The sequence below is a fragment of the Micromonospora wenchangensis genome, assembly GCF_002210435.1.
Lineage (GTDB): Bacteria > Actinomycetota > Actinomycetes > Mycobacteriales > Micromonosporaceae > Micromonospora > Micromonospora wenchangensis.
The window spans coordinates 143,913-156,372 of the sequence record NZ_MZMV01000003.1 but is presented as its reverse complement, the minus strand read 5'-3'; the positions used below and the strand labels follow the sequence as shown (position 1 = coordinate 156,372).

11 protein-coding genes and 2 pseudogenes are annotated in these 12,460 nt (G+C 74.7%); 7 read left to right on the top strand and 6 right to left on the bottom strand.

From position 1 onward, the window contains the following. The first annotated feature begins 78 nt into the window (after positions 1-78). The gene (locus B5D80_RS02895; protein ID WP_088642187.1) at positions 79-486 is read left to right on the top strand and encodes a hypothetical protein; all 408 of its coding nucleotides are present in this window, start codon (positions 79-81) and stop codon (positions 484-486) included. A 67-nt stretch (positions 487-553) separates the two neighbouring features. Here B5D80_RS02895 and B5D80_RS02890 read toward each other — a convergent pair whose 3' ends face one another. Both B5D80_RS02890 and B5D80_RS02885 read right to left on the bottom strand, forming a co-directional pair. Next, the gene (locus B5D80_RS02890) at positions 554-2,914 is read right to left on the bottom strand and encodes a HelD family protein (protein WP_088642186.1); all 2,361 of its coding nucleotides are present in this window, start codon (positions 2,912-2,914) and stop codon (positions 554-556) included. A 148-nt stretch (positions 2,915-3,062) separates the two neighbouring features. Continuing rightward, positions 3,063-4,202: a LolA family protein gene (locus B5D80_RS02885; protein ID WP_088642185.1), complete on the bottom strand. Its 1,140-nt coding sequence runs from the start codon at positions 4,200-4,202 to the stop codon at positions 3,063-3,065. A 95-nt stretch (positions 4,203-4,297) separates the two neighbouring features. Here B5D80_RS02885 and B5D80_RS02880 point away from each other — a divergent pair, with 95 nt between their 5' ends. The 3 genes and pseudogenes from B5D80_RS02880 to B5D80_RS35030 form a co-directional block, all read left to right on the top strand. After that, entirely contained in the window at positions 4,298-4,954 is a 657-nt protein-coding gene (locus B5D80_RS02880) for a response regulator transcription factor (protein ID WP_088642184.1), read from the top strand. A gap of 41 nt (positions 4,955-4,995) precedes the next feature. Next, positions 4,996-5,952: pseudogene (locus B5D80_RS35035) on the top strand (histidine kinase dimerization/phospho-acceptor domain-containing protein); the annotation flags it as partial. Positions 5,953-6,105: 153 nt separating this feature from the next. Continuing rightward, positions 6,106-6,468, top strand: a pseudogene (locus tag B5D80_RS35030) (sensor histidine kinase); the annotation flags it as partial. Positions 6,469-6,779: 311 nt separating this feature from the next. Here the strand turns inward: B5D80_RS35030 and B5D80_RS02870 are convergent. Then, complete coding sequence (locus tag B5D80_RS02870; protein WP_088642182.1) at positions 6,780-8,720, bottom strand: tetratricopeptide repeat protein; 1,941 nt, start codon at positions 8,718-8,720, stop codon at positions 6,780-6,782. Positions 8,721-8,777: 57 nt separating this feature from the next. Continuing rightward, a complete protein-coding gene (locus B5D80_RS02865; RefSeq protein WP_088642228.1) occupies positions 8,778-9,239 on the bottom strand; it encodes a MarR family winged helix-turn-helix transcriptional regulator in 462 nt (153 codons plus the stop codon). 50 nt (positions 9,240-9,289) lie between these two features. Here B5D80_RS02865 and B5D80_RS02860 point away from each other — a divergent pair, with 50 nt between their 5' ends. Both B5D80_RS02860 and B5D80_RS02855 read left to right on the top strand, forming a co-directional pair. Then, positions 9,290-9,811 carry a VOC family protein gene (locus B5D80_RS02860; RefSeq protein ID WP_088642181.1) on the top strand — a complete coding sequence of 174 codons (522 nt, stop codon included), beginning with the start codon at positions 9,290-9,292 and terminating at the stop codon, positions 9,809-9,811. A gap of 24 nt (positions 9,812-9,835) precedes the next feature. Further along, positions 9,836-10,741, top strand: coding sequence for a hypothetical protein (locus tag B5D80_RS02855; RefSeq protein ID WP_088642180.1), 906 nt, complete (start codon positions 9,836-9,838; stop codon positions 10,739-10,741). On the opposite strand, the gene B5D80_RS02850 is transcribed toward B5D80_RS02855, so the two are convergent. Continuing rightward, on the bottom strand, positions 10,701-11,231 hold the full coding sequence (locus B5D80_RS02850) for a potassium channel family protein (protein WP_088642179.1): 531 nt from the start codon (positions 11,229-11,231) through the stop codon (positions 10,701-10,703). The genes B5D80_RS02855 and B5D80_RS02850 overlap by 41 nt on opposite strands. Positions 11,232-11,377: 146 nt before the next feature. After that, a complete protein-coding gene (locus B5D80_RS02845) occupies positions 11,378-11,557 on the bottom strand; it encodes a DUF4236 domain-containing protein (protein WP_007075522.1) in 180 nt (59 codons plus the stop codon). 240 nt (positions 11,558-11,797) lie between these two features. On the opposite strand from B5D80_RS02845, the gene B5D80_RS02840 reads away from it, so the two are divergent. Beyond that, a complete protein-coding gene (locus B5D80_RS02840) occupies positions 11,798-12,460 on the top strand; it encodes a malonic semialdehyde reductase (protein ID WP_088642178.1) in 663 nt (220 codons plus the stop codon).

Below are 12,460 nucleotides of genomic sequence, written 5' to 3'. Positions count from 1 at the left end.
CGGCCCCGGCGGCGGTGTTTCAGGGTCCGGCCCCCGGGCACGCAGTGGGTTCCGCCGAGACCCTGTGAGGTGAGGAACGTGCGCGACGACGACAGGATGCGGGAGTCCACCCGCCAGGCCGAGGAACGGCTCACCGCCGGGGCGTACGGTCCCGGCGCCCTCGACGAGGTGACCGTGCCCCAGATCGACGTGACCCGGGCACTCCAGCAGGACGACCCGGACGACGTGGCCGACGTGCCGGTCGACCCGGAGGTGCTGCGCGACGGCGGCCCCACCCGGGGCCAGGGTGCGCTGACCACCACCGGTGGCACGGCCGGGCCGGCCAGCGTCCGGCGGGTGGCCCGGCAACCCGAACGGCACCCGGGCACGGTGGCCCCGACCACCACCGGCGACGCCACCACCGGTGGCCTGAGCACCCCGACCGGTGGCCCGGTCAGCGACCAGTCCGCCAGCGCCGTCGAGATCGGCGACTTCTCCGACGACTGACGTGGGCCGCCGGCGACGCCCCGGCGGCCGGGTCGGAGGGGCCCGCCCCCCCGACCCGGCCGCACTGTCAGCCGGCCGGGCGCAGCACGCCCAGACGTCGGGTGGCGCGGGTCAACGCGACATAGAGGTCGCTGCGGCCCCGGGGCGACTCGGCGACGATCCCGTCCGGGTCCACCACCAGCACCGAGTCGAACTCCAACCCCTTGGCCTGGCCGACGGTGAGCAGCACCACCCGGCTCTCCAGTTCGGGCTGCTCGCCGACGGCCGCCTCGGGCAACGCGGCCAGCAGGACGCCCGCCAACCCGTCGGCCCGCCCGGCCGGCACGATCACCCCGAGCCGCCCCCCGCCGTCGCCGGGGCGGCCGTCCGCGTCGCCGTCGGCCAGTTCGTCGGCCTCCGCGCGGGCCGCGGCGACCAGTTCCGCGTCGAGCCGGTCCGCCGCGACCGTCCGGTCCCACGGCGGCACGCCGCTGTGGCGTACCGAGCGGGGTGGGCGCAGCGCCGGGTCGATGCCGGCGAGCACCTCGGCGGCCACCGCCATGATCTCGGCCGGGGTGCGGTAGCTGACGGTCAACTCCTCCAGCCGCCAGCGCCGCGCCACGTACGGCTCCAACGCCTCGGCCCAGGACGGCGTGCCCGCCAGCGCCCCGGTCTGCGCCACGTCCCCGACGATCGTCATCGACCGGCTCGGGCACCGGCGCATCAGCAGCCGCCAGGCCATCGGGGTCAACTCCTGCGCCTCGTCCACGATCACGTGGCCGAACGCCCACCGCCGGTCGGCGGCGGCCCGCTGCGCGGTGGTCAGCCGGTCGGTCTCCTCCTGCCGCTCCAGCAGCCGGTCGGCGTCGATCAGGTCGGTGACACCGAGGATCTCACCGCCTTCGGCCTCGTCCTCCACGTCGATCGAGCGGGAGCCCCGGGCGATCTCCAGCACGCCCTCGGCGTACTCGCGTTGGAAGGACCTGACGCGTTCCCGGCGGGCGGCGGCGGCCCGCTCGTCCTCGCCGAGCAGCTCCGCTGCCTCGTCGAGCAGCGGCACGTCGGCAGGCGTCCAGCCACCGCCGGCCGGGCGGTGCAGCAGGGCGCGTTCGTCGTCGGTGAGCATCGGCGCGGCGGCGGCGATCCGCTCCGGCGCGGCGTACAGGTCGGCGAGCAGCCGTTGCGGGGTGAGCACCGGCCACAGCTCGTCCAGGACGGCCGTGATCTCCGGTTCCTCGCGCAGCTCCCGACGGATCTCGGCCCGGTCCGCCTCCTCCAGCAGGTTCTCCCCGCCGAGCGGGTCCGCCCCGATCCGCTCGGCCACCTGCTCGGCGAGGGCGTGCACGATCTCGATGTCGAACAGGGCACGGGCCAGGTTGTGCGGACGCTCGCTACGCCGGACCCGGTCGCGGGCCTCGCGTACCGTCGCCGGGTCCAGCCGCAGCACCTCCCGCTGGGGCAGTTCGATCTCGATCGGCTCGTCCGGCACCCACTGCCGGTCCCGGACGGCGGCGGCGAGCACCTCGGCCAACACCGCCCGGCCCTTGAGGGCGGCGGTCCGGGCCGATTCGGCGCGCCGGGCGCTGACCCCGGGGAACAGGTCGCCGGGGGTGCTGAGCAGCACACCCGTCTCGGCCAGCGCCGGCAGCACCTGCGAGATGTAGCGCAGGAACGTCGCGTTCGGGCCGACCAGCAACACACCCCGGGTGGAGAGCTGCTGCCGGTGGGTGTAGAGCAGGTACGCGGCGCGGTGCAGCGCGACCGCCGTCTTACCGGTGCCGGGACCACCCTGCACGACCAGCACCCCGGGCAGGTCGGCCCGGATGATCCGGTCCTGTTCGGCCTGGATGGTCTCCACGATGTCCCGCATCCGGCCGGTCCGGCCGGCGCTGAGCGCGGCGAGCAGCGACGCCTCACCGGTCAGGTCCTCGTGACCGGTGGGGGAGGCGGTCTCGATGTCCAGCACCTCGTCGTTGAGGCCGGTGACCTTCCGCTCCCGGGTGCGCAGGTGCCGCCGCATCCGGATGCCCTGCGGGTTGGCGGCGGTGGCGAGATAGAACGGCCGGGCGGCGGGGGCACGCCAGTCCATCAGCAGCGGGTCGTAGTCGCCGTCGGTGTCGAAGATGCCGATCCGGCCGATGTAGTGCCGGCTGCCGTCGGCCCCGTCGAGCCGGCCGAAGGCCAGCCCCTGCTCGACCGCCGAGAACTGCTCGACCTGGTCGGCGTACATCTGGACGGCGCTGTCACGTTGGGAGCGGTCCTGCTGGGTGCCGCCGCCACCGGCGCGCAGTTCGTCGGTGAGCCGTCGGGCGGCCTGCTCACGCATACCGTCCAGCCGGCCGTAGAGCATCGAGACGTACTCCTGCTCGCGGCCGATCTCGTCGTCGTGTTGTCGCAGCTCGTCCGGGTGCGTTGACAAGCCGTCTCCTCGTCGCTTAGAATCACGCATGGAATGGCTCATGCCATTCCTTTTTGCATTTCGGGAACTGTTCAAGATACCGCCTGCGGCGGCCCCCCACCAAGCTTGCCGGACACGGCGACGGGGGCCCGCGCCGGCTCGCGCCGGCCCGGACCCCCGAGGGTCGTGACGTGCGGGATCAGCCCCGCGCGGCCTCGTACAGCCGCTCCGGCGTCACCAGACCGGCGAGCACCCGCCCGTCGTCGGTGAGCAGCACGCTGAACAGCTTCCCGGCGAACAACCGGCCGCTGCCCCAGTCCCCGCTGACCTTCGGCAACCCGTTGAGCAGGTCGAGGGCCTGCGCCGCGCCCGGACCGTCGGCCGGGCCCGGCTTCGCCGCGTCACCGGCCGGCGTCCGCGCCACGTCCGCCGCGCCGGTCCGCGCCACCAGCACGGTGGTCCAGCCCGTCCCCACGGTACGCAGACCCGCGTCCTCGGCCCCCGGACGCTGCGTGCCCGGCTTGCCGTCCTTGCGGTGCGGGCCGGCCTTCGACCCCGGCCGGTCGGCGGTCTCCTCGGTCACCTTCACCCCGGGCGGCGGGTTGAACGTGAACTGGTCGGCGTCGGGACGACGGTAGTCGACCTGGGTGAAGGCCACCTCGAACGCCGGCCGGTCGGCCCCGTCGGCGAGCACCTCGAACCGCAGCGGCACGTGCTCCGTCGCGTCGATGGCGATCCGCACCTGGTGCACCAGGGACGCCTCGTCACGCGGGGTGAGCACCAGCTCGTACGCGTCCCGACCGGCGACCGTGGCCGACCGGCCGGTGGTCACCAGGGTGCTCGGGTCGACGGCGGCCAACGCCTGCTCGGCGGCGTCCTTCGGGGTGACCGGCAACGCGCCCTCCGCCGCCCGCCCGGTCGACTCCGGCAGCGTCCGGTGCGTCGCCGTGTTGGCCTTGCTGTCCCAGGTCCACACGTCCCGGCCGGAACGGATGACGTCCCGCTCGCCGAGGGTGTCGAGCAACGCGACCCGCTGCCGGTCCGGCCCCGAGTACCAGACCCGCAGGGTGTGCGTGCCGGTGAGCAGCGCGGCGTCCCCGCCGGCCAGCCCGGCCAGCGGCGGCAGCCCGAGGTCGGCCCGCTGCACCACCGTGCCGGACAACCCGTCCAGCCGGGCGGTCTGCAGGTCGACGAGGAGCTGGGCGGCGCTGCGCGGCGGCAGGGCCGGCTCGGCGTTCGCGGCGAACGTGCCGATCGCGGCACCCCCACCGACGACGGTGACCGCGGCGGCCATCGGCACCAGCCACCGCAGGGTGGAACGGTTCTTCAGTACGGACATGAGCGCACCTCCTGCGACCATCCTGCCGGTCCGCTGCTGTGAGCCCGCTGAGGACGGCGTGCCGGTCCGTCGCGTCGAGGTGGCACGCTGGGACGATGCGGGTGCTGGTGGTGGAGGACGAGGCCCGGCTGGCGGCGGCGTTGCAGCGCGGCCTCACAGCCGAGGGGTTCGTGGTGGACACGGCCGGCACCGGCCCGGCCGGGCTGGACGCCGCCCGGCACGGCGGCTACGACGCGATGATCCTCGACGTGATGCTCCCCGGCCTGTCCGGCTACGAGGTGGTCCGCCGGTTGCGCGCCGACGAGCACTGGCTGCCGGTGCTGATGCTCTCCGCCAAGGACGGCGAGTACGACCAGGCCGACGGGCTGGACTGCGGGGCCGACGACTACCTGACCAAACCCTTCTCGTACGTGGTGCTGGTGGCTCGGCTGCGGGCGCTGCTGCGCCGGGGCGCACCGGAGCGGCCGACCGTGCTCGCCGTCGGGGACCTGCGGCTGGACCCGGCCCGCCGCCGGGTCACGAAGGCCGACGCCGAGGTGGTGCTCACCGCCCGGGAGTTCGCGCTGCTGGAGTACCTGATCCGCCGGCCCGGCGAGGTGATCTCCAAGACCGAACTGCTCGACCACGTCTGGGACGCCAGCCTGCGGACCGCCCCGAACGCGGTCGAGGTGTACGTCGGCTACCTGCGCCGCAAGATCGGCCGGGACCGGTTGGAGACCGTCCGGGGTGCCGGCTACCGGCTGATCCCGTGAGCCGGCTGCGCTGGTCGGCGCTCGGACTGCGGGCCCGGCTGATGGTGCTCGGCGTGGCCGGCCTCTCGGTCGGGCTGGCCCTCGGCGGGGTGGTGCTGCTGGTGGCGCTCGGCTGGACGCTGCAACGCACCGTCGACGAGGAGGCGTTCCGCACCGCCGACGCGGTCGCCCGGCTGGCCGGCGAGAACGCCCTGCCCGATCCGCTGCCGGTGGCCGGCGGGCAGCTACGGGTCCAGGTGGTCGACTCCGCCGGCCGGATCAGGGCCGCCTCCATCGACGCCGACCGGCTGGTGCCGATGGTGCGCCCCGACCAGCTCACCGGCACCGGCCGGCAGCGCACCGTCGTACCCGGCCAACGGCTCGGCTGGGAGGGGCCGGTACGCGTGGTGGCGGTGCCCGCCCGGTCGGCGGGGGAGCCGGTGACCGTGCTGGTGGGCCGCTCCACCGTGGACGTCAGGCACGCCACCCAGGCCGCCCGTACGGTGCTGCTGGTCGCCTTCCCGCTGCTGGTGGGGCTGCTCGCGGTGGTCGCCTGGCGGGTGGTCGGGGCCACCCTGCGCCCGGTCGAGGCGCTGCGCAGCGGGGCCGCCGAGATCACCGGGCGGGATGCGGCCGGCCGGCTGCCCGTACCCGCCTCCCAGGACGAGATCCACCGGCTGGCGGTCACCCTCAACGACATGCTGGACCGGTTGGCGGCGGCCCGCGCCCGACAACGGTCGTTCCTCGCCGACGCGGCACACGAACTGCGCAGCCCGTTGACGAACATGCGTACCGAACTGGAGGTGGCTCAGCGCCTAGGTGACCGCACCGACTGGCCGGCCGTCGCCGCCGACCTGCTCACCGACACCGAGCGGTTGGGCCGCCTCGTCGACGACCTGCTCCTGCTCGCCCGCCTCGACGAGGAACCGGCACACCAGGTCGACCACCTCCGCGCGGCGGAGCCGGTGGAACTGGGCGCCCTGCTCACCGAGGTCGCCGCCCGCTGGCCCGCCCCCACCACCGCTGAGCCGGTGGTGCTTCCGGAGGGTTCCGCTGGATCGCCGGGGGCCACCGTAAGCGTGGCGGCGGATCCGGGTGTGTCGCCGGATGTCGTCGTCGCGGTGGCGGGTCAGGTGGTGCCGCCGGAGGTCACCGTCGTCGCGGCGGCGGGTCCGGTGTGGACCGTCGGTGTGCCCGACGAACTGCGGCGGGTGCTGGGGAACCTGGTCGACAACGCCGTCCGACACGCCCGTACCCGGGTGGTGCTGGCGGTCGAACCGGCGGCCGACGGGGCGTACCACCTGGTGACGGTCACCGACGACGGGCCGGGAATCCCGGTCGCGGACCGGGAGCGGGTGTTCCGCCGGTTCGCCCGGCTGGACGAGGGGCGGGCCCGGGACGCGGGTGGCGCGGGACTCGGCCTGGCCATCGTGCGCGAGCTGGTACGTCGGGGCGGCGGCACCGTCATCCTCGACGACGCCCACCCCGGCCTGACCGTCCGACTGCACCTGCCGGTCCTGCCCGACCCCGACTGACCACCTCACCCGCCGCCCCTGCCCACCGCCCACGCTCCCTACCCGCGCGAGCGCAGCAGCCCGCCCCGGCGCGCCCCGCCTCCCTGCGGTGATCAAGAGGTTCGCGTCACGCCCACCTACCCAGGTTGACGCAAACCTCTTGATCACCCGACCGGGCGGGGTGAATGAGGCGGTGATCAAGAGGTTTGCGTCGGGAATTCCGCTGGGGGTGACGCGAACCTCTTGATCAACATGGGCGGGCGGCGCGGCGCGGGCGCGGGGGTGACGGGGCGGGGTGAGGGGGCGGGGCGGGGCCGGTGGACAGGGGTGGGTCAGCGGCGGGCGGTGCAGACGCGTTTGGCTCGGGCCACCACGTCGGTGGACCAGACGACGGCGACGGTGAAGCAGTAGTTGGTGGTGCGGTCCAGGCCGTGTACGACGAAGTTGTCGGTGCCGGGTGGGAGGGTCTGGAAGGGGCGCGGATCCTGCCCGGCCTGGGCGGCGGAGAGCACCACCGGGCCTTCACTGCCGGCCGGGTACGTCCACGTCAGGGTGATGCCGTCGGGTCGGTCGCGCAGCGTCACCCGCCCCGGTGGGGTGCCCGGCGAGGCGGGTGGGCCGGCGTTCGGCGTGGCGGTGGTCGGGGCGGCTTCGCCCGGAGCGGCGGGCGGTGGCGCGTCGGAGCCGCCCACCTGGGACACCCCGGCGATCACCGCGACCGCGCCGAGCAGCACCACGGCCACCCCGGCGGCCACCAGCGGTACGGCACCCGGGCGACGCCGGGGCGGGGCGTGCCGGCGGGGCACCAGTACGGGCAGCAACCGGGAGGGGTCCACCGGCGGCTCGGCCGGCGTGACCCGGCGTACCCCGGCCGCCTCCTCGTCCCGGCGGCTCTGCGACAGCGGCGGGGCGTAGGGGGCGTCCCGCCATCCGCCGGTCGTGGACCCGGCGGCCCCGGCCGGCTCGGGCGGCCAGTGTCCGTCGTCGTCGATCCGCTCCGACCCTGCCGGATGCCCCGGCCCGCCGGGATGACCTGGCCCGCCGAAATAGCCCGGCTCGGCTGGATGACCCGCGCCAGCCGGATAGCCCGACTCGGCCGGGTGGCCCGGTGCCGGGCGAGCCGAGGTCGGATGCCCGGAGGTCGGATGACGGGAGGTCGGGTAGCCGGTGCTGCCCGGGTAACCGGTGTCGCCCAGGTAGCCGGCATCGCCCGGACCGTCGCCGGCCCGGTACCCGTCCCCACCGGGTTGACCGTCCCAGGGGCCGTGGCCGCTGTCGGTGGGGTAGCCGGTGCCGGGGGAGTATCCGCCACCTGCCGCAGTGCCGGCCGCGCCGAACCGGTCAGGCGGATCGAACCGGTCGGGGGAGCCGTAGTGGCCGCCGGGGCCGGGGCCGGCGTCCGGTGGGTAGCCGGTGTCGTCGGCGGGCATCCGCTGGCCGGGCACCGTCGGCGGGTACGGACCGTCGGACGGCACCGGACCGGCCGACCAACCGGGCAGGTCGGGTGGCCCCTCGGCGGGCGGTGGGGTGCGCGCGGCCGGCACCACCGGCGCTGCGCGCTCCGGGGCGGGCTCGTCGTCGCACACGTGGTCCGGGTCGGCGGCGGCGCGGGCCAGCGCCGCCACCTGACGGGCCAGCGGGTCGTCGGCGGCCAGGTGCTGGCGGGCCAGCTCACGGGCGAGGGCGAGGTTGTCGTGCGCCTCGTCGAACCGGCCGCAGTCGCGTTGCATGGCACCGAGCCGGGCGAGCATCTTGATGCCGCTGGCGTGGCCGTCGCCGTACACCTCGCGGTGCAGCTCCCAGGCGTCCTGGAGCCGTTCACGGGCCTCGGAGCACTGGCCCCGGGCGTACTCCACGGTGGCCAGGTCGGCGTGCGCGGCGAGCACCCGCAGCGACTCGGGACCGTCGTGGGCGGTCAGCTCCAGGATCACCTCGGAGTAGAGCCGGGCGGCGCGGGCGTCGCTGCCGACCCGGTGCAGCACCGCCGCCAGGGTGGCCGCCGCCGAGATCGTCCGCTGGTCGGAGATGCCGTACAACCGGCTCGACGCCGCGTACGCGAAGGCGGCCCAGCCGCGCGCGGAGTGCGGTTCGCCGAGGGTGACCAGCAGTCGGGCCTGGAGCCCGGCGGCCTCGGCCAGCTCGGGGGAGGCGTGGTCGGGGCGGGGGTCCGCGTCGGTCAGCGCGTCGGCCAGCAGTCGCTGGGCACCGGCCAGGTCGCCGGCGGACACCAGGTGCTGCGCCTGGAGGGTCAGTTCACCGAAGCCGGAAGACACGCCCCATCGTGCTTGGCCGGCAACGGTTAGTACAACCCTTGCCGGTCGGCAACTTGGTCAAGAACCGGTCAGGTGGGCGACCAGCGTCTCGCTGATCCGGCGCAACTGGTCGACCTGGGCGGGGCTGAGCGCGTCGAACAGGTGCCGGCGTACCCCCTCGACGTGGCCGGGCGCGGCGGCGGCGAGGGCCGCGAAACCGGCGTCGGTGAGCACGGCGACCTGCCCGCGCCGGTCGGTGGGGCAGTCCTCGCGGCGCACCCAACCGGCCGTCTCCAGTCGGGCCACGGCGTGCGAGAGCCGGCTGCGCGAGGAGCCGGTGAGGTCGGCCAGCTCGCTCATCCGCAGCCGCCGGTCGGGCACCTCGGAGAGCCGGACCAGGATCTCGTAGTAGGCGTGCGGCATCCCGGCGTCGCGTTGCAGCTCGCGGTCGAGGGTGTCGCTCAGCGCCCGGGAGGCGGTCAGGAAGGCGCGCCAGGTCTGCTGCTCGTCGGGGTCCAGCCAGCGGGTCATGACGACCATCATAGCCGGAATAGTTGAACGCTCAACAAAATCGCGCTAGCGTGGTGGACATGGGAATCCACCGCCTCAACCACGCCGTGCTCTACGTCTCCGACCTGCGTCGCAGCGTCGACTTCTACCGCGACGTGCTGGGCTTCCGCCCGGTGCCGATGACCCCGGACGGGTTCCGGGGCGCGGCCTTCCTCCAGGCCCCCGACTCGACCAACGACCACGACCTCGGCCTGTTCGAGATCGGCGCGAACGCCGGCCGCTCGCAGGCCGGCCGGGCCACCGTCGGCCTCTACCACCTCGCCTGGGAGCTGGACACCCTCGACGAACTGGCCGCCACCGCGCAGCGACTGGCCGCCGCCGACGCGCTGGTCGGCACCTCCGACCACGGCACCACCAAGAGCCTCTACGGCCGCGACCCCGACGGGCTGGAGTTCGAGATCGTCTGGATCGTCCCGGCCGACCAGCTCGACGAGGACACCCTCGCCGCCCGCAAGCGGATCGGCCGGCTCGACCTCGACCGCGAACGGGCCCGCTACGGCGGGCAGACCCGGGGCGGGGTGGGGATCTCCGTCCCGGCCTGAACGGCCGTACGGTAGAACGACAGGATGTCGATCGACGCCGTCCTGGGCGGACTGCTCGTCCGTCAGCTCGACCACTGGCTGCCGGGGGCCCTGCACCGCTCCCGGCGGGCCACCCTCGCGCTGGCGTACGCCGGTGACCCCGGCACCGCCGAGGCGGCCCTGCGGGTGGTGGCCGGCTTCGCCGACCGGCTGCGGGGCCGCCGGCTCATCGTGCTGGTGCTCGCCGACGGTGGCCCCGAGCTGCCCGCCCGGCTCGGCGTCGTCGAGGCCGGCCTGCCCGGCGACGTCGCGGTGCACGTGGTGCCCGGCGACCCGACCCGGCTGCCGGTGGTGCTCAAGGCGGCCGGTGCGGCCGGCGCACCACTGTTCACCCTGGTCGACGGCGCGGCACCGACGCCGACGCTGCTGGCCGCCACGACCATCGGCCGCCCGGCCGAGGTGCTGCTCACCGGCACCGCCACCTGCCTGCGACCGGCCCTGACCGCCGCCGGGTTTCCCCTGGTCGCCGAGGCCGAGCTGGTCCCCGCCGACGGGACGCCGGCCCACCTGGTCGCCTTCGGCACCGGCCTGGACAAGAGCCTGGAGGCGTTCAAGGACGCACTGTGGGCCGCCACCGCCGAGGCTGCCGACGGCGACGCCGTCCGCCACCGGGACCCGGTCGGTGGCCTGCTCGACGTGGGGGCGGACCCGCCGACCGGCCCGCTGCGCGACGAACTGCTCGCCGAGCTGACCCGCCACGGCCCGCGTACGGTGACCGAACTGCGTCGGCACGCGCTGACCGCGACCGCCTACCGGGCCGGTGACGCCGGGCGGGCGCTGACCGAGCTGGTGGACGCCGGTGCGGTCACCCGGGACCCGGAACACGGGCGGCTCGGCGGGGACGTGCTGATCAGCGCTGGCCCCGCCCCGGCCGCGCGGTCAACTGCCTGACCACGATGGACGCCCCGGTGGCGATCACCCCGATGCTGAACACCATCTGCACGCAGACGATCGCCTTGGCGAGCTGCCCCTGGGCGTGCACGTCACCGTATCCGACCGTGGTCAGGGTGGTCAGGGCGAAGTAGAGCGCGTCCAACCGGGTGTGCAGCCCGGAGAACTGGCCCGGCCCGCTGCCGGCCACCACGTAGTCGGCGACCGCGAACGCGAGCAACCCCGCGACCAGCGCCACCACCAGCCGGCTCAACGAGCGGACCTCGTCCTCGCCGACCGGGGCGCGGGCCCCGAGCTGGCGGCCCACCTGACGGGTGACCAGGACGGTGACCACGCCGATCAGCAGCAGGGTGCCCACCGCGCGCAGGGTCAGCCGCAGCCCGTTCGGGTCGGGTTCCAAGGGGATCAGGAAGTAGCTGACCACCAGCAGGACGCAGGCCGCCAGGGTGTGCCGCCGCATCCGCGCCCAGCGTCCGTCGTCGCTCGCCATGCGGCGATTCTGCGCCGTCGTGCCGGCCCCGATCCGGCGAATGCCGAACCCGACCGGGGCGTCTGTCCCGGCCGGCGGCGGGCCGGGGGTTGGAACGTCGAACGGGGTGCCGGTGAACCACCGGCACCCCGTTCGACAGCAGGGCGTCACGCCCGGGACTTGTCCTGCTTCCAGGACAGCGGGCCCGGCAGGTCGACGCGGTGCGCCTTGGCCCGGGAGTTCCACGACCAGCGACCGATCTTGATGCTCCACGACGAGAAGCCGTTCTCGGTGAAGTTCAGGATGATCGGCCCGTACTTCTTGCGCTTACGGAACATCAGACCCATCGTGGCGCTCCCTTCGCGTTCCCTGTCGTCGTTGCCGTCTCGGCCCGATAGATGCCCGCATCCACGAAAACCGAAACCTGCTCCGGTCCGGGCTGGACGGTGCCGCAACGCCTACCAAGCCGACAGGTGTTGCGGTGCGGAAGATGCAGGTGAAGATGACTGGAAGCAGAGACGGCGATGGAAGTCCCATGTTCTGGAAGGGCGTTGATCTGGTCGTCCCGCTGCCGGCAGCATGAGCGCATGTCGCAGCGGGACGCGCACCGACGCACCGACCGGCCCGGCCCACCACGGCCCGACGCCGGTCGCCACGGCGCCCCGCTGGCCCTCGACCAGGCCGCCCAGGACCTGCTGTTCCGGGCGGCCCGCACGGCCAACACGTTCACCGCCGACCCGGTCGACGACGCGCAGGTCGCCGCCATCCACGAGCTGATCCGGTACGGCCCCACCGCGCTCAACGGCCAACCGCTGCGGGTGCTGCTGCTGCGTTCGACGGCGGCCCGCAGCCGGCTGCTGCCGTACGTGTCGCGGGGCAACCGGGCCAAGACGGCCGACGCGCCGCTGGTGGCGGTGCTCACCGCCGACGTCGACTTCCACGAGCGGCTGCCGGAACTGTTCCCGCACCAGCCACAGGCGCGGGAGTGGCTCGCCGACCGGGCGGACCGGGTCGCCCAGGCCCGGTTCAACGCCACCCTCCAGATCGGCTACTTCCTGATCGGGATCCGTGCCGCCGGGCTCGCCGCCGGGCCGATGGCCGGGTTCGACGCGGCCGGGGTGCAGCGGGAGTTCTTCCCCGAGGGCCGGCACGAGGTGCTGCTGCTGGTCAACATCGGCCACCCCGGGCCGGACGCCTGGCGGGAGCGGCTGCCCCGGCTCACCGCCGACGAGGTGATCGAGACGCGGTGA